Origin of the sequence: Solimonas soli DSM 21787, assembly GCF_000474945.1 — a bacterium.
Taxonomy (GTDB): Bacteria; Pseudomonadota; Gammaproteobacteria; order Nevskiales; family Nevskiaceae; genus Solimonas; species Solimonas soli.
In genome coordinates this window covers 196,406-212,210 of record NZ_AXDW01000011.1, presented here as the reverse complement: position 1 = coordinate 212,210, position 15,805 = coordinate 196,406, and the positions used below count along the sequence as shown (strand labels likewise).

The window sequence follows — 15,805 nt, the reverse complement described above, 5'->3', positions numbered from 1 at the left end:
TTCTTTGCGCGCTTCACGGTTCACTTCCCATCCAGCGTGAACGCGACGACCGCATCACCGACCGCGTCACCCAGCGCGCCGTGACCGCCGGCGGCGATGACCACGTACTGCGGACCACTGGCCCTGGTGCGATAGCTGATCGGCACCGCGTGGCCGGCGTAGGGCAGCTCGTAGCGCCAGAGTTCCCGGCCGTCGTCGGCATCGAAGGCGCGCAGGTACTGGTCCATGGTCGCGGCGATGAACACGAGCCCGCCCGCCGTCTGCATCGAGCCGCCGGAGTTCGGCGTGCCGGTTCTGAAGCGATCGCCGAACGGCGCCATCCTGTTCAGGGTGCCGAGTTCGCGCCGCCAGGCGATGTCGCCGCTGTCGAGATCGATCGCGACGAGTTCGCCCCAGGGCGGCGGCACGCAAGGGGTCTTCAACGGCGACAGGAACGGTTCGCGCACCACGACGTAGGGCGTGCCGGCCTGCGGATTGACGCCGACCAGATCGCTGCCGCCGGTCGCGCCCTGGTAGTCGGCGCGCGCAATCACGCGCAGCACGAAGGGCGCGCGCTGCAGGTTGACGACCATGCGCCGCTTCACCGGATCGACCGACACCGAGCCCCAGTTGATGCCGCCGCCGAGGCCCGGATATTCGAGCGTGCCCTTCAGCGACGGCGGCGTGAACGCGCCGCGGTAGTCGAGCGCGTCGAACGCGGCCTGGCACTTGCCCTTGTCCCAGAACGTCAGGCCGAACAGCTCGTCACGCTTCAAGCTCAGCGGATGCAGCGGCGCCGGCCTGGTCGGAAACGGCTGTGTCGGCGAGGCGCGCTCGCCGGGCAGCGTCGATGCCGGCACGGCGCGCTCCTCGACCGGGAACAAGGGCTTGCCGGTTTCGCGGTCGAGCAGGAACACGAAGCCGAGCTTGGTCGCCGCGATCAGCGCCGGCTGGCCGACCTGCGTGCTGTACGCGACCGGCTGCGCGGCGACGTCGTAGTCCCAGAGATCGTGATGCACGGTCTGGAAATGCCACACCGGCTTGCCGCTGCGCGAATCGAGCGCGACCACCGACTCGCCGTAGTGATCGAGATCGCGGCGCTCGCTGCCGCCGTAATGATCGGGCGCGGCGCTGCCGGTCGGCGCGAAGATCAGGTGCCGCTCGGGATCGGCCGACATCAGCGCCCAGACGTTCGGCGTGCCCGGCGTCAGCGTCGCGCCCTTGGCGATTTCATCTGCCGTCACCGCATGCAGGTCCGGCGGCACCGAATCCCAGACCCAGCGCAGCGCGCCCGTGCGCGCATCCCAGGCGCGCAGGCCGCCGCCCGGCGCGTCGGTGCGCTGGCCGTCCTTGACGAAGGCGCCGGTGACGATCAGGTCATCGATCGGCAGCGGTGCCGAGGTCGGGTAGTACTCGGCTTCGCGCACCGTGCCGAGCCCGGCCAGCAGGTTGACGGCGCCGTTCCGGCCGAACGCGCTGCAGGGCCTGCCGGTTTTCGCGTCGACGGCGATCAGGCGCGCGTCGAGCGTGGTCTCGAAGATGCGCTGTGCGCAGGCCGCCTTGGCGTCGGCCTGCGCGTCGACCCAGTAGGCGACACCACGGCAGACCGGCGCATAGACGCCCTTGAGCCAGACCTTCGGATCGTGCGTCCAGCGCTCGCCGCCGGTCTCGGCGTCGAGCGCGACGATGCGGTTGTACGGCGTGCAGAAGTACAGCGTGCCGTCGATCATCAGCGGCGTCGCTTCGAAGGCGGTCGCGCCGTGCGTGGCGTCGCCCTTCGAGAAATCGCCGTGGTGATAGGTCCACTTCGGCCGCAGGCGCGCGACGTTGCCCTTGTCGATCTGCGTCAGCGGCGAATAGCGCTGGGCGCCCGGCGTGTTGCCGATCTCGCGCCACTGCGCGCCGTCGTCGGCGTGCGCGACCGCGGCGACGCCGGCCAGCGCGAGCACGGCGAACACGCGCCTCATGGCGCCGCCTCGCCGAGAAACACGCGGGCGATGCGCTCGCGCAGCGCGTGCGTCATCGGCAGCTCGACGCCGAGCGCATCGGCGCTGCGCAGCGCCGCATCGAGATCCTTCCGGCCGAGCGCGGCGAACGGCCCGAAGGCCTTGCGCATGAACTCGACGCCCTGCGGCGCGAGCTTCTGCCGGTGGCTCAGAAAGGCTTCCATCTGCGGCGTGACCACGCCGTTGGCGCGGCCGACCTCGATCAGCAGTGCGGCGTCGAGACCGCCGGCCTGCGCCAGGCGCACGCCCTCGTCGATCGCCGCGAAGGCGGCGTAGGTCATCAGGTTGTTGCAGAGCTTCAGGGCGATGCCGCAGCCGGGCGCGCCCGCTTCGACGATCCTGCTCGACCAGCACGACAGCACCGGCCGCAGCCGTTCGACCAGCGCCGCGTCGCCGCCGACCATCGCGCACAGGGTGCCGGCCTCGGCGCCGCTGGCGCCGCCGGTGATCGGCGCATCGACAATGTGCAGCCCGCGCGCCTGCGCATCGGCCGCCCAGCGCAGCAGTGCGGCCTGGGTGACGGTGCTGTGCACGGCGACGATGGCATCCGCCGGCAGCTGCTCCAGCAAACCGTCGGGGCCATACAGCAGGCCTTCGACATCCTTGTCGTCGCGCACGCAGAGGCCGACGATGCGGCACTGCGCCGCGAGCACGCGCGGCGATGCCGGCGTCGCACCAAGGGCTGCGAGTTCGTCTAGCGGTGCCTGCGCGACATCGTGCACGAGCAGCGGCTCGCCGAGCTTCAGCTGATGCTTCGCCATCGGCTTGCCGATATTGCCGAGGCCGATGAATCCGATTGCCACGTGTCTCTCCCCTTCCCTGTCTTTACTCCCTCTTCCCATCGCATCGCGATGGGGAGAGGGTTGGGATGAGGGGCGCTTTTGCGTCGAGCGTCACCCGATCGGCACCCCTCACCCTAACCCTCTCCCCTCACGAGGGGAGAGGGAATCCCTTTTATTGCTTGGTTTCGCCTTCCCACTCGTTCTCCAGCAGCTTCGGCATCGGCATGTTCGGCCGCACTTCCATGAACTCGACGGCGACGCCGGGCGGCAGCTCGAAGCAGGCGGCGATCGCTTCGCCGATCGCCTCCGGCTGCGCGGCGCCGTCGAACTTCGGGCCTTTCTCCAGCCAGGCCGCCATCGCGCCGGGCAGCACGGCCGGATCGAAGTTGGCGATGCTGCCGGTCGCCACTGCGCCGGGGCTGAACAGCGTGACCATGATGCCGTCGCCCTTCACTTCGCTGCGCAGCTCGGCGGTGAAGTGATCGACGGCGGCCTTGGCTGACGAGTACATCGCCATGTGCGCGAACTCGTTCTCGTGCCGCACGCTGGCCGACGACAGATTGACGATGCGTCCGCCGCCGGTCTTGCGCAGCTGCGGAATCGCCAGCTGGCAGGCGAACAGGGTGCTGAAGAAATTCAGATCGAAGATGCGTCGCGCCTCGTCTTCCGGCACGTCCTCGATGCGCCGTGCGAACGGGAAGCCGACGTTGTTGACGAGGCCGTCGATGCGGCCCCACTGGGCGACGACCTGGTCGAAGGCCGCCGCGAGCGCGGTGCGGTCGCTGACGTCGGCGGCGATGCCCAGCGCGCGCTCGCCGCCGATCGCCGCGACCGCGTCGTTCAAGGCGTCCCGGTTGCGCGCCAGCAGCGCGACCCGCGCACCGCGCGCCGCCAGCACCTGCGCAGTCGCCAGGCCGATGCCCTTCGAAGCGCCGGTGATGACGATGACCTGATCCTTGACGCGCCAGTTGATGCCCGTCTGCATGCTCGTCTCCTCAGGCGCGCATCAGCTGGCCGCCGTCGACGTTCATGATCAGGCCGGTGACCCAGCCCGCATCGTCGGACAGCAGGAAGGCCAGCGGCTTGCACAGATCGTCCGGCGTGCCGAGCCGCGCCAGCGGCATCTGCACGACCATCGCGTCGATGTACGGCTGCGGCACCTTGTCGCGCAGGGCCTGCGTGTCGGTCGGGCCCGGCGCGATGGCGTTGACGCGAATACCCTTGGGCCCGAGTTCGCGCGCCAGCACGCAGGTGATGCCGTTGAGCGCGAGCTTGGTGATCGAGTAGTAGTCGATGTTCATCCACGCCGCCGTCGACGATTGATTGACGATGGCGGCGCCGGGCTGCATGTGCGGCGCGACGGCGCGCGTCATCACCACCGCGCCGAGCATGTTCACGCTGATCAGCTTGTTCAGGTAGGCGAGATCGACCGTCATCAGCGGATTGAAGTCGAGCTTGCCGAACATCGCCGCGTTGTTGACGAGATAGTCGATGCCGCCGAACTTCGCGAGCGTCGCCTCGGCGAGCGCCTGCGCCGATGCCTCGCTCGACACATCGACCTTGATGAACAGCGCCCTGCCGCCGGCCTGCTCGATCTCGTGCGCGACGCGCCGGCCCTGCGTGTCGTTGATGTCGGCGACGACGACGCTGGCGCCGAGTTGGGCGAGCCCCTTCGCATAGCCCTCGCCGATGCCCTGACCGGCGCCGGTGACGATCGCGATCTTGTTGCTGAAGTGCATGCGGATTGTCCTTGTTGCCTAGCCGGCATTGCCGTCCGCCGGGAGTTCGACCTCGATGCCGTCCAGCGCTTCGGTGACGAGCACCTGGCAGCCGAGGCGGCTGTTCGGGCGCCGCTGGTTGACGGCCTCCAGCATCAGCTTCTCGCCGTCGGCGGGCGGCGGAATGCGCGTCTGCCAGGCATCCGGGATGTAGCAATGGCAGGTCGCGCAGGAGCAGATGCCGCCGCACATGCCGATGACGCCCGGCACCATGTTCAGCGTCGCGCCTTCCATGAGATTGCTGTTCGGCTCGGCCTCGACCGTGTGGCGTGTGCCGTCGTGTTCGATGTAGGTGATCGCAACCATGTGTCGAAAGTTCGCGTTTCAGACGGTCATTCCCGCCTGCGCGGCAATGACGACCCATGAAAAGTTTGCGCGGCGACTCATGCCTCAGGCCGGAACCGCGACCGTCTTGGTCTGCAGGTATTCCTCGAAACCCTGCTCGCCCATCTCGCGGCCGATGCCGCTCTGCTTGTAGCCGCCGAACGGTGCGTCGGGCGCGAAGAAGTTGGCGCCGTTGATGTTCAGCGTGCCGGTGCGCAGGCGGCGCGCGATGCGCAGCGCGCGCTGCGCATCGGCGGAGAACACCGAGCCGGACAGGCCGTAGATGGAATCGTTGGCGATGCGCACGGCGTCATCGTCGTCCTCGTAAGGAATGGCGACGAGCACCGGCCCGAAGATTTCCTCCTGGGCGATGCGCATGTCGTTGCGCACGTCGGCGAACAAGGTCGGCTCGACCCAGAAGCCCTTGTGCAGATGCGCGGGCCGGCCGCCGCCACAGACCAGGCGCGCGCCTTCGCGCTTGCCGGTCTCGATGTAGTCGAGCACACGCTGCCGCTGCCGGGCACTGACCAGCGGTCCCATGATCTGCTGCGGCGCGTACTGATCGCCCGGCCGCACGCAGGCGAACATCGCTTTCAGCGTTTCGATACCTTCGGCGTAGCGCGACTCCGGCAGCAGGATGCGCGTGGTGATCGCGCAGCCCTGGCCGGCGTGGTAGCAGACGCCGAGGCCGGACAGCAGCGCGGTGGAAAAATCGGCATCGTCGAGAATGAGGTTCGCCGACTTGCCACCGAGTTCGAGAAAGACCTTTTTCACCGTCGCCGCGGCCTTGTCCATGATGCGGCGGCCGGTCGGCGTCGAGCCGGTGAACGAGATCATGTCGATGCGCGGATCGCCGCTCAGCTTCTCGCCGATCGCCGCCGGATCGGAGGCCGTCAGCACATTGAACACACCAGCCGGCATGTCGGTGTGCTCGGCGACCAGCTTGCCGAGGATCGTCGCCGTCCACGGCGTTTCCGGCGCCGACTTCAGCACCACCGTGCAGCCGGCGGCGAGCGCCGGCGCGATCTTGGCCATGTTGATCTGGAACGGGAAGTTCCACGGCGAGATGGCCGCGACCACGCCGGCCGCCTCGCGCCAGATCAGGCGGCGGCTGGGCACGCCCATGGTGTTGCTGACCGGCAGTTCGCCGGCCCACTCGTAGCGCTCCATCAGCTCGATCACGTAATCGAGGATGCCGATCGGGCCATCGCCCTGCGGGCCGTTCTCGGTGATCGCCCGCGGCGCGCCGGTTTCGGCGACGACCTGCGCACGCAGCTGCGGCGCGTTCGCGCGCAGGGCGTCGCGCAGCTGCATCAGGCAACGCTTGCGAAAGCCGCGATTCGTCGACCAGTCGGTCCTGTCGAAGGCGCGACGCGCGGCGGCGATGGCGAGCTCGGCATCCTCGACGCCGGCGTCGGCGACCTCGCCGACGACGTCCTCGGTGGCCGGATTGATGTTCGCGTAGCCTTGCCCCGATTGCGCGGCGACCAGCCGGCCGTCGATCAGCAAGCGCGATTCGCCGGCGGCGATGACGGGTGCGGCCTGGGCAGCATTCATGGGGCGGACTCCGGCTTCGAGGGCTCAGCCGGCGCGCGGCCGCAGCACATGCACGCGCAGCATCAGCAGGCCGAAGATGACCAGCCACATACCGTTGAAGATGACGACGGGAACGATCTGCGCGCCGGTGTCGCGATAGGTGCGCAGCTCCCAGATCAGATAGAAGCCGATCGCGTAGCTCATCATGCCGGCCATGAAGGTCGCGAGGCCGCGATACCACGCGCGGTCCTGGCGCTTGCCGAGAAACACGATCACCGACAGCACGTAGAACCACGAGAAGAAGAACATGTCGAGTTCGTTGACCAGCCGCAGCCAGACCGGCGCGTCGCGGTAGATCGGCTCGACCTGCACGTAGCCGAGCCAGGCGCGGCCGATCGCCGTCGCGCCGCAGGGGCCGTCCGGGCCCAGTGTCAGGCCATCCCAGCCGCAGCCGAACACGAACAGCGGCGCGTAGACCAGCGACATGAAGCTGGTGAACAGGAACAGCACGATCAGCAATCGGTCCAGCCAGCGCGCCGCCATGCAGCCGTCTCCTCTCGTCGTGGGGCCGGCGCGCTGCGGATGGCGCCCGGCTCGCCGCTAGATTCGGGCCGCGCGGCATCCGCATTCATCCTCCGTTTGGAGGACGAGTTTGAAACCATGCGATCGCAATGTTTTACGCGAAATCGGGCGGCCATGCGGGCCGCCGCACAGCGACGGAGACGAACATGGAAGGCAATCGGCACGGCGGCGACCTCAACTACGCCGCGGACACCCTGAAGCGCTCGTCGGCCTCGACGGTGCAGCGCAATCTGCAGACGATCCCGCGCCTCGGCGACGGCTCGCCACGTTACGCGCGCGGCTGGCACATGGTCGGCTGGAGCGACGAGTTTCCGGCAAACGAGGTGGTGCCGCGCGATTACTTCGGCATGCGCCTCGCGTTCTACCGCGGCGCAGACGGCACGGTGCGCTGCCTCGATGCCTTCTGCCCGCATCTCGGCGCGGACCTGTCGGCCGGCAAGGTGATCGGCAACGAGCTGCAGTGCCCGTTCCACAACTGGCAGTACGACGGCGCCGGTCAGTGCGTGAAGATTCCGTACTGCGACAAGATTCCGGCCCGGGCGAAGACACGCTCCTTCGAGACGCGAGAGATGAACGACACGGTGCTGATCTGGTTCGATCCGGAGTTCGGTGCGCCGGATTACGAGATTCCGCCGCTCGCCGACTATTCGCCGGCCGACGCCGCCGATTCGAAGGGCTGGACCCGCGGCTGGCGGCGCTTCCGCATCACCATCAGGACGCATCCGCGCGAGGTGATCGAGAACACCGTCGACAAAGGCCATCTGCTGCCGATCCACGGCTACGACGTCGACCAGTGGCTGCCGGTGTGGAACGGCCACATGACCGGCGAGCTGATGTGGGGCACGCACACGCGCCTCGCCGCCGACGTGCAGGACGACAAGCTCTACGTGCGCTCGATCAGCCACGGGCCTTCGTACCAGTACACCTGGCAGACGCAGGATTCGAAGCAGTTCGACTCGGCGATCCTCACCGCCTGGTGCCCGATCGACGAGAACACGCTGGAGTACTGGTTCGGCGTCATCGTCAAGGCCAATGCCGCCGAATTCCCGCCGGAGGCGCTGGAGATGGCGGCGCAGGGTTACTGCGAAGCCTCGTACCAGGCCTTCATGGAGGACGTCTACATCTGGGAGCGCAAGCTGTATCGTCCCGAGCCGACGCTGTGCGCCAACGACGGGCCGATCGCCAAGCTGCGGCGCTGGTACATGCAGTTCTACACCGATAGGGCGAAGCTGCCGAAGCCCTGGCACAACCACAATCACGAGTGGACGGTACATGACCTGCGCGACCGCCAGGCCGAGGTCATCGCCGCCCAGGAGGCCGAACCAGCTTCGGCCTGAACCCAGCTCAGGGAGCAAGGTGTATGGCGAAGTGGGAATGCACGATTTGCGGAATGATCTACGACGAGGAAAAGGGCGATCCGGACCATGGCATCGCGCCGGGCACGCGCTTCGAGGACATTCCCGACGACTGGGTCTGCCCGGACTGCGGCGCGGCGAAGGACACCTTCGAGAAGATGGGGTAGCGCTACGCGAACACGATCGCGCGCATAAAAAGTGAACTCCTCTCCCCCGGATACGGGGGAGAGGCTGGGTGAGGGGGTGCACGATCGAGCGACGCGGCGAGCAGCTCCCCTCACCCCACCCTCTCCCCGCATGCGGGGAGAGGGAGAAATGGCAAGAGGAGAGACGATGAGCGATCACGACGGCAAGGACACCTTCGAGAAGATGGGGTAGCGCTGCGCGAACACGATCGCGCGCATAAAAAGTGAACTCCTCTCCCCCGGATACGGGGGAGAGGCTGGGTGAGGGGGTGCACGATCGAGCGGCGCGGCGAGCAGCTCCCCTCACCCACCCTCACCCCGCATGCGGGGTGAGGGAGAAATACAAAGAGGAGACCCGATGAGCGATCACGACAGCGACGCGTCCGCCGACGGCTCGCGTCGCGCCTTCCTGCGCCGGCTCGCGCTGGCCTCGGCCGGTGCCGCCGGCGCGGCGGCGAGCTTCGACCTGTCGGCGGCGACGCCGGCCGCGCGCCGCGAGGTGCGCCACTGGGACGCGACGAGCGAGGTGCTGATCATCGGCTCCGGCGCCGGCGGCATCGCCGCGGCGATCGAGGCGCGGCGTGCCGGCGCGCAGGCGCTGGTGCTCGAAAAATTCCAGGTGCCCGGTGGCTCGTCGAGCCTGTCCGGCGGCGTCTGCTACTGCGGCGGCGGCACGGCGCTGCAGAAGGCACTCGGCTTCGAGGACACGGTCGAGGCGATGTACGACTACATCGTTGCCGCCAGCGGCCTGCACGCATCAATCGACAAGGCGCAGGTCTATTGCGAAAACAGCGTCGCGCACTTCGACTGGCTGGTCGCCAACGGCGTGAAGTACGCGCAGAAGTTCTCCGACGAGAAGGAAATCTCGATCCCCGACGGCTCGCTGTATTTCTCCGGCAGCGAGCGTGTATGGCCGTACCGCGACGCCATCAGGCCGGCGCCGCGCGGCCACGTGCCGCCCTCGCCGCACCTGATCGGCGGCCGCGATCTGATGGCGGCGCTGACCGCCTCGGCGCTGAAGCTCGGCGCGACCCTGAAAACGCGCATGTCGGCCGAGCGTCTCGTCGTCGAGAGCGACGGCAGCGTCTCCGGCGCCATCGTCACCGACGAAGCGGCAAACAGGAAGGTCGCGATCCGCGCGAAAAAAGGCGTGGTGCTCGCCGCCGGCGGTTTCATCCACAACCGCGCGATGCTCGAACGCTACGCGCCCGAACTCGCGCAATGCTCGGCGCCCTGGGGCCGCGCCGGCGATCTCGGCATCGGCATCCAGATGGGCATGGCGGCCGGCGGCGCGGTGCTGCGCATGAACCAGGGCTTCGTGATCATTCCGATCTATCCGCCCGAGAGCATCGTCAAGGGCATCATCGTCAACGCGCGCGGCCAGCGCTTCGTGCCGGAGGACGGCTACTACGGCCTGCTCGGCCACGAGATCGCCTTCCATCAGGACGGCAAGGCCTTCCTGATCGCCGATGCCGACATCGCCTTCGCCTGGGACGACTTCCGCCTGCCGGTCGCGGCCAAGGCCGCGACCATCGCCGAACTCGAAAGCGCCTTGCAGATGCCGGACGGCGCACTGACGCAGAGCGTCGACTACTACAACGCGCACGCGAAGAGCGGCGACGATCCGCTGCTGCACAAGGCGAAGAAGTTCAACGCGCCGTTGCTCAAGGCGCCGTTCACCGCCTACGACCTGCGCCTGCCGAACGTGTTCGCGCCGGTGCACACCTTCGGCGGCCTGCAGACCAATATCGACGCGCAGGTCATCAACGCCTGGGGCGAGCCGATCCCCGGCCTCTACGCCGCCGGCCGCACCTCGGCCGGCCTGCCGGTCGCGCCGTACATCGGCAGCGGCATCTCGGTCGGCGACGCCAGCTACTTCGGCCGCCGCGGCGGTCATCACGCCGCGACGCGCAAGGCCTGAGGGAGAGGACGATGAAGCGGATCCGATTCGCGATCTTCGGTGCGCTGCTGATGATGGCGCCGCTCCTGCACGCGCAGACCGCCGCCCCGCAACCGGCTGCGGCGGCGTCTACGCAAACCGCCCTCGTCGGCGACGCCGCGCGCGGCCGCAAGGTCTTCTTCCAGTGCCGCACCTGCCACTATCCCGAGAAGGCCTACGGCAACCACAATGGCCCGAACCTCTACGGCATCTTCGGCCGCAAGGCCGGCACGCGCGAAGGCTATGCGTACTACTCGGAGACGATGAAGAAGGCCGGCTTCGTGTGGACGCCGCAGCTGCTCGACTTCTGGCTCGCCAATCCGAAAATCTTCCTGCCCGACAGCGCGATGGTGGTGTTCGAAACGACGCCACAGGATCGCGCCGACCTCATCGCGTATCTGCAGCAGTTTCACGATTGAGGCGTGCCGCATCGCACACTTTGAATCCAAGGCACGATGCTAGATTGCGCTCCGGGAATGTCCGTATCTTTCGGGGGAAAGCAATGCGCGTGATGTCATGGCCGGCCATCGCCGGCGGGCTGCTGTCGGGCGGCATCGGACTGGCTTTGGCGACGGACAGCATCGGCGAGCGTTACGCGCCCGTGCTGGTCAGCGATCCAGCGGCCGCTGCGCAAGACCTGGGCTATGGACTCGCGGTCGATGCGCGCGGCAATTTCGTCGCGGCGTGGACCGAACAGGGAGAACGCAATGGCGGCACCTGGTTTGACGTGCTGATCCGCCGCGTTTCATTCGATGGCACGCCGCTGGCCGCAGCCGCTCCGATCGACGATGCCACGGGCGTGCAGCGCCTGTACCCCGCCATCGCTTCCGATGCCGAAGGAAATTTCGTCGTCGCCTGGGGCGAAGCTGCATCGGCCGATCTGCAGAACCTGACGATCCACGCGCGCCGCTTCGCCGCCGACGGATCACCGCTCGGCGCGGCTACGCTCATCAGCACCGTCGACACGCAGGCGGACGGCGGGCCGCAGATCGCGGCCAACGCCGCGGGCGACCATGTGATCGCCTGGTTCCGCAAGGGCACGCCGACCGTCGCGGTGGCACGCGTCTTTTCCGCGACGGGCGCAGCAGTGGGCCCGGAGTTCGCCCTGCCCGTGCTCGACGGCACCAACCCGCGCCTCGACGGCATCGCCCTGAGCGACGACCGCCGCGTCATCGTCGCGGCGGCGCTCGGCGTGCAGTCCGGCGGCGACGATTTGCGCTTGCAATGCTTCAGCGACCAAGGCTCGCCGGTCGCCGGCGCGATGACCGTCATCGCCGCGAGCCCCGATGTCATTCCCGACGGCAACCACGGCGCCCTGGCCGCGACGCCGGACGGACGTATCTTCGTGTCCTGGCCGCAGACACGCGTCGACAACATGCAAGGCAAGGTGTTCTCCGAATTGCAGTTGCAGGCCGTCGCCGCCGATTGCATGACGCCCGGCTGGCACGCCACGCCCTTGTCCTTGCCCGGCAGTGAAGGCAGCGTGTCCGCCGCAGCGCTCGTGACCCGTCGCGATGGCGGCGAACTGATGCTCGGCTGGGCATTCGAGGGCGCGCAGGCTGCCGCCTTCGCGCGTCACTACGGCAGCGACGGCAGCGTGCTGTCGGACGCCATTCCGGTGGTCGGCAACATGACCTCGGTGTCGGCACCGCAGCTAGCCATGCGCAGGCATGGCTTCAGCGCCGTCTGGAGCCAGGCCAGCACCGCGAGCCTCGCGACGTACACCGACGTCTATGCGCGCGGCTTCTTCACGGCCAGCGCGCCGGATCCGTATCTGAGTGCGCCAACGATCGACTTCGGCAATCAATCCGTCGGCGTGGCGAGCATGGCGCAGGCGGTCAGCGTCACCAACGACGGCAATACGCCGCTCGTCATCGCTTCCGTCACGGCTTCCGGTGATTTCGCCGTGAGCGCGAACGGTTGTTCGACCGCGGTCGCGCCGCAAGCCAGTTGCACGATCGCCGTCATCTTCACGCCCGGCGCTGCGGGCGCACGCGCCGGCGATCTCGAGATTGTCAGCAACGCCGACGATAGCCCGGCCAGCGTGACATTGACCGGCACCGGCGTTGCCGGCGGCACGGGCGGCGGCACGACCGGCGGAGATACCACTGGCGGCGGTACGGGCGGCGATAGCGGCGACGGCAATGAGGGCGAAAACGGCGGTGCAATGCCGTGGCCGCTGCTGGCCGGCCTGCTCGCCGCGGCAGCATTGCGCCGTCGCCGCGGCGCCTCCCGGCTCTAGTCCCGATCCGGCGCGCCGAGCGGGAAGTACGGCCGGAACGGCCGCGCCTCGTCGACGCAGCGTGCGAACGAGGGCCGGGCGAGCAGGCGCCTGCGGTAGGCGATCACGTTGGCGAACTTCGCGTCGATCGCGTGCGTCCAGTCGGCATAGAACAGCGATGGCGCGGCGGCGCAGTCGGCGAGGCTGAAGCGGTCGCCGGCCGCCCAGGTGCGCGTGGCCATCACGCCGTCGAGCCAGGCGTACGAGGTTTCCAGCATGCGGCGCGCCTCGTCGACGCCGTATGGATCGCGATGCGCTTCGGGCCGCAGCGCGTTGAAGACGATCCGCCCCTGCGGCGTCATCACGTAGTTGTCGAAAAAGCGATCCATGAAGCGCACTTCGAGCGCGGCGCGCGGATCGTCCGGGATCAGCGGCGCCGGTCCCGGATGGAAGCGCTGCAGATGCTCGATGATGATCGTCGCCTCGCGGATCACCTGCTCGCCGTCGACCAGCACCGGGAAGCGCTTCATCGGCCACAGCGCGGCGAGTTCGGCATCGATTTCCGGCGTGCCGACCTGGCGATACTCGAACGGGGTGCCGTTCTCGTAGAGCGCGATCAGCGCCTTCTGGCAGTAGGACGAGAACGGGTGCGCATAGAGTTTCAGTGACATCAGTCTTTCCTTTTCAGCTTTCGTAGGCGCGCTGCAGCGCGGCGACATCGAGTTTCTTCATCGGCATGAGCGCGGCCATCACGTGTTCGGCGCGCACCGGGTCGCCGGTGAGCCATTTCAGCATGATCGACGGCACGACCTGCCAGGACACGCCGTAGCGGTCCTTCAGCCAGCCGCAGGGCTGCTCGCTGCCGCCGGCGGTGAGCGCGCTCCAGTAATAGTCGATCTCGGCCTGCGTCTCGCACTCGATCTGGAACGAGACCGCCTCGCTGAAACGGAACTGCGGACCGCCGTTGAGCGCGGTGAAATGCAGGCCGTCGAGCTCGAACTCCACGGTCAGCACCGAGCCGGCGGCGTGCCCGTGGATGTCCCTGCCGGCCTCGCCGTAATACAGGGTCGCGGCGATCCGCGACCGGGGAAAGATGCCGGTGTAGAAGGTCGCGGCCTCCTCGGCCTGGCCGTCGAACCACAGGCAGGGTGCGATGCGGCATTGCAGGGTCATCGTCGTCTCTCCTGAACCCGGCGAACCGGCCGGCGCGGGCGTGGCGGCGCCCCATTCCCTGACACGTCGAACGAGAGTGCCGAAAATCGACAGGCCGGCCGACGTCCCCGCGCGCCGCTCAGAAGGCACCGATCACGTCGCCGAGCCGGCGGGTCTGCCAGACGTTGAGCATCCTGTTCGTCATGTGCGGCTGGATGCGCGCTTCTCGTGCCGGCTGAACCGCGGATCGCGGCTGCTCTCCCCGGCATCGATGTCGGCGATATCGCGTTCGACGGCGAGCGGCGCGCCAGAAAGCCGGGGCCGTCGGCGCACAGCGTCCGCCGGAATCGGCGGGCCGAAGATCTCGCCGGGCGCCGGGTGTCGGCAACCGCCTGTTCGTGCCTCGCCGGCATCGCGCGCCCTCTTCGCATGCCGGTACCGTGCCTGCGCTGCGACGCGGCGAATCTGCAGCACGATTCATCGTCCGGCTTGAGCGCCCATGGCCGATTTAGCGATGCTTCGGCCGGTTCCCGCGCGCGCCGTCGCTCAGGCGATCGGCCCGACGATCCAGGTGAAGAGGTCGAGCAGCAGCAGCACGATCATGCTCACTGCGGACGCCTCGATCGCCGCGCGCGACACCGTCCACGGCTGCGCGGCGTCCTCGTCGAGCCGGTAGACATTGGGGAAGCTGACGATGAAATACAGCGCGTAGCACAGCGAGCCGATCGACAGCATGCGCGGAATGTCGACATACCAGACGTTGGCGCGCGACATCTGCGACGAGGCGACATAGAAATAGGTTTCGGCCCAGGCAAAGAAGTACGCGACGGCGGCGACGGTGATGATCCATAGAAGGCCACGCAGCAGTGGCGCCGCGCTCAGGCTCATGGTGCGCACGCGGCGCATCACGACGACGGCGATGCTGTGGTAGACGACGAAGAAAGCCACCGCGTTGAAATACATGCCCGGCGGCACCTTGCGAGAGGTGGCGAGCGCGGTCGCCTCGTCCGGGCCGAGCAGGGCCGAATCGAAGTACCAGCTGACGTGCGGAAAGCGGTAGCGGATGCCGAGCACGTCGAAGAAGTACTCGGTGTGGAAGTACGTGGCGAAGAACACGTACACGAACATGTAGACGTTGAGCTTGAACCAGTAGCTGCGCAGTACCGGCACGCCGCTGTTGCGGCGCAGCCACCAGGGCAGCAGCACGCAGTACGGAATCCACATCAGCACGTTCTGCGCGAGGTTCCAGAAATTGCCGGTGTCGAGCAGGCCGTGGGCGAGGATGACGTAGTTGTAGAGGCCGAACAGCGGCACGAAGGCGAGGAAGAACTTCTCGCCCCAGGCCTTGTCGGGATTCTTCGAGAACCAGTAGCCGGGCAGACTCATCGCCGCATCTCCGCGTGTCGTTTCACGCATGCTCGCGTGCGCCACGCGGCGCCAGCGGCCCCTATTCGGAGGAGACGCGCGCGGCTTACGGGCCCGCGCCGGCCTTGAGCTTCGAGGCGATGCCGAACAGCAGCGAGCCGCGCGGATAGCCGACGTACTGCGTCAGGAACGGCACCAGGGCATCGAGCTGCGCGGGCGTCAGCTCGCCGCGCTTGAACGCGGCGCGCAGCTGGATTTCCAGCGTCGTCGCATCGCCGAGCGCGGTGATCGCGCCGATCAGCAGCAGCCGGCGCTCGCGAATCGACAGCGTCTCGTCGGCCCACAGCGTGCCGAACAGCGTCTCGAGCATGTAGTCGATGAACGGGTCGGCGCCGCCCGGCGGCAGCTGCGCGTCGCCGGCGTAGACCTCCTTGAACAGCTCGATGCCGCGCTCGCGATCGTATTTCTTCACGCCTTCTCCGGATCCGCCCGCCGCGCCGCATCGCGACAAAACCATTCAACTGCAATGCGGCGCGCCATCCATACCCAGTTTGAGGGAGGATCGGCGCCGGCGCGCGGGCCTACCTTCGGCCGTCGCCTA

The 15,805-nt window shown here is 68.0% G+C and carries 17 protein-coding genes; 5 read left to right on the top strand and 12 right to left on the bottom strand.

The window, feature by feature from the left end; translation table 11 throughout:
• Positions 1 to 20 precede the first annotated feature (20 nt).
• From K344_RS20775 to K344_RS0107975, 7 genes are all read right to left on the bottom strand, one after another.
• A complete protein-coding gene (locus K344_RS20775) occupies positions 21 to 1,946 on the bottom strand; it encodes a pyrroloquinoline quinone-dependent dehydrogenase (protein ID WP_043114042.1) in 1,926 nt (641 codons plus the stop codon).
• The gene (locus K344_RS0108000; protein WP_051362019.1) at positions 1,943 to 2,788 is read right to left on the bottom strand and encodes an NAD(P)-dependent oxidoreductase; all 846 of its coding nucleotides are present in this window, start codon (positions 2,786 to 2,788) and stop codon (positions 1,943 to 1,945) included. Before K344_RS0108000 ends, K344_RS20775 begins: the two co-directional genes overlap by 4 nt.
• A 151-nt stretch (positions 2,789 to 2,939) precedes the next feature.
• A complete protein-coding gene (locus K344_RS20770) occupies positions 2,940 to 3,752 on the bottom strand; it encodes an SDR family oxidoreductase (RefSeq protein WP_051362018.1) in 813 nt (270 codons plus the stop codon).
• 10 nt (positions 3,753 to 3,762) lie between these two features.
• Complete coding sequence (locus K344_RS0107990; RefSeq protein WP_028080233.1) at positions 3,763 to 4,506, bottom strand: SDR family oxidoreductase; 744 nt, start codon at positions 4,504 to 4,506, stop codon at positions 3,763 to 3,765.
• 18 nt (positions 4,507 to 4,524) lie between these two features.
• A complete protein-coding gene (locus tag K344_RS0107985; RefSeq protein WP_028080232.1) occupies positions 4,525 to 4,851 on the bottom strand; it encodes a 2Fe-2S iron-sulfur cluster-binding protein in 327 nt (108 codons plus the stop codon).
• An 84-nt stretch (positions 4,852 to 4,935) separates the two neighbouring features.
• Positions 4,936 to 6,426: an aldehyde dehydrogenase family protein gene (locus K344_RS0107980; RefSeq protein WP_051362017.1), complete on the bottom strand. Its 1,491-nt coding sequence runs from the start codon at positions 6,424 to 6,426 to the stop codon at positions 4,936 to 4,938.
• Positions 6,427 to 6,450: 24 nt separating this feature from the next.
• Positions 6,451 to 6,948, bottom strand: coding sequence for a hypothetical protein (locus K344_RS0107975; protein WP_028080230.1), 498 nt, complete (start codon positions 6,946 to 6,948; stop codon positions 6,451 to 6,453).
• 185 nt (positions 6,949 to 7,133) lie between these two features.
• Here K344_RS0107975 and K344_RS0107970 point away from each other — a divergent pair, with 185 nt between their 5' ends.
• The 5 genes from K344_RS0107970 to K344_RS0107950 all read left to right on the top strand — a co-directional run bounded on the left by K344_RS0107970 (position 7,134) and on the right by K344_RS0107950 (position 12,708).
• A complete protein-coding gene (locus tag K344_RS0107970; RefSeq protein WP_169729264.1) occupies positions 7,134 to 8,324 on the top strand; it encodes a 3-ketosteroid-9-alpha-monooxygenase, oxygenase component in 1,191 nt (396 codons plus the stop codon).
• A gap of 23 nt (positions 8,325 to 8,347) precedes the next feature.
• Positions 8,348 to 8,509, top strand: coding sequence for a rubredoxin (gene rd, locus K344_RS0107965; protein ID WP_028080228.1), 162 nt, complete (start codon positions 8,348 to 8,350; stop codon positions 8,507 to 8,509).
• A 376-nt stretch (positions 8,510 to 8,885) separates the two neighbouring features.
• The gene (locus tag K344_RS0107960; RefSeq protein ID WP_169729263.1) at positions 8,886 to 10,448 is read left to right on the top strand and encodes an FAD-dependent oxidoreductase; all 1,563 of its coding nucleotides are present in this window, start codon (positions 8,886 to 8,888) and stop codon (positions 10,446 to 10,448) included.
• An 11-nt stretch (positions 10,449 to 10,459) separates the two neighbouring features.
• Positions 10,460 to 10,885, top strand: a complete 426-nt coding sequence (locus K344_RS20765) for a c-type cytochrome (protein ID WP_245586153.1) — start codon at positions 10,460 to 10,462, stop codon at positions 10,883 to 10,885.
• 83 nt (positions 10,886 to 10,968) lie between these two features.
• On the top strand, positions 10,969 to 12,708 hold the full coding sequence (locus tag K344_RS0107950; protein ID WP_028080226.1) for a choice-of-anchor D domain-containing protein: 1,740 nt from the start codon (positions 10,969 to 10,971) through the stop codon (positions 12,706 to 12,708).
• Here the strand turns inward: K344_RS0107950 and K344_RS0107945 are convergent.
• From K344_RS0107945 to K344_RS23940, 5 genes are all read right to left on the bottom strand, one after another.
• Entirely contained in the window at positions 12,705 to 13,358 is a 654-nt protein-coding gene (locus K344_RS0107945; protein ID WP_028080225.1) for a glutathione S-transferase family protein, read from the bottom strand. The genes K344_RS0107950 and K344_RS0107945 overlap by 4 nt on opposite strands.
• Before the next feature lie 13 nt (positions 13,359 to 13,371).
• Positions 13,372 to 13,860: a VOC family protein gene (locus K344_RS0107940; RefSeq protein ID WP_028080224.1), complete on the bottom strand. Its 489-nt coding sequence runs from the start codon at positions 13,858 to 13,860 to the stop codon at positions 13,372 to 13,374.
• Positions 13,861 to 14,040: 180 nt separating this feature from the next.
• Positions 14,041 to 14,313 carry a hypothetical protein gene (locus tag K344_RS23945; protein ID WP_157622826.1) on the bottom strand — a complete coding sequence of 91 codons (273 nt, stop codon included), beginning with the start codon at positions 14,311 to 14,313 and terminating at the stop codon, positions 14,041 to 14,043.
• Between the two features lie 72 nt (positions 14,314 to 14,385).
• The gene (locus K344_RS0107935) at positions 14,386 to 15,225 is read right to left on the bottom strand and encodes a hypothetical protein (RefSeq protein WP_028080223.1); all 840 of its coding nucleotides are present in this window, start codon (positions 15,223 to 15,225) and stop codon (positions 14,386 to 14,388) included.
• Between the two features lie 85 nt (positions 15,226 to 15,310).
• The gene (locus K344_RS23940; RefSeq protein ID WP_051362016.1) at positions 15,311 to 15,676 is read right to left on the bottom strand and encodes a carboxymuconolactone decarboxylase family protein; all 366 of its coding nucleotides are present in this window, start codon (positions 15,674 to 15,676) and stop codon (positions 15,311 to 15,313) included.
• Positions 15,677 to 15,805: the final 129 nt, after the last annotated feature.

Coding starts and splice junctions, on each gene's coding strand:
- K344_RS20775 (WP_043114042.1), bottom strand. CDS start 1,946: ATGAGGCGCGTGTTCGCCGTGCTCGCGCTGGCCGGCGTCGCCGCGGTC.
- K344_RS20770 (WP_051362018.1), bottom strand. CDS start 3,752: ATGCAGACGGGCATCAACTGGCGCGTCAAGGATCAGGTCATCGTCATC.
- K344_RS0107990 (WP_028080233.1), bottom strand. CDS start 4,506: ATGCACTTCAGCAACAAGATCGCGATCGTCACCGGCGCCGGTCAGGGC.
- K344_RS0107985 (WP_028080232.1), bottom strand. CDS start 4,851: ATGGTTGCGATCACCTACATCGAACACGACGGCACACGCCACACGGTC.
- K344_RS0107980 (WP_051362017.1), bottom strand. CDS start 6,426: ATGAATGCTGCCCAGGCCGCACCCGTCATCGCCGCCGGCGAATCGCGC.
- K344_RS0107975 (WP_028080230.1), bottom strand. CDS start 6,948: ATGGCGGCGCGCTGGCTGGACCGATTGCTGATCGTGCTGTTCCTGTTC.
- K344_RS0107970 (WP_169729264.1), top strand. CDS start 7,134: ATGGAAGGCAATCGGCACGGCGGCGACCTCAACTACGCCGCGGACACC.
- rd (WP_028080228.1), top strand. CDS start 8,348: ATGGCGAAGTGGGAATGCACGATTTGCGGAATGATCTACGACGAGGAA.
- K344_RS0107960 (WP_169729263.1), top strand. CDS start 8,886: ATGAGCGATCACGACAGCGACGCGTCCGCCGACGGCTCGCGTCGCGCC.
- K344_RS20765 (WP_245586153.1), top strand. CDS start 10,460: ATGAAGCGGATCCGATTCGCGATCTTCGGTGCGCTGCTGATGATGGCG.
- K344_RS0107950 (WP_028080226.1), top strand. CDS start 10,969: ATGCGCGTGATGTCATGGCCGGCCATCGCCGGCGGGCTGCTGTCGGGC.
- K344_RS0107945 (WP_028080225.1), bottom strand. CDS start 13,358: ATGTCACTGAAACTCTATGCGCACCCGTTCTCGTCCTACTGCCAGAAG.
- K344_RS0107940 (WP_028080224.1), bottom strand. CDS start 13,860: ATGACCCTGCAATGCCGCATCGCACCCTGCCTGTGGTTCGACGGCCAG.
- K344_RS0107935 (WP_028080223.1), bottom strand. CDS start 15,225: ATGAGTCTGCCCGGCTACTGGTTCTCGAAGAATCCCGACAAGGCCTGG.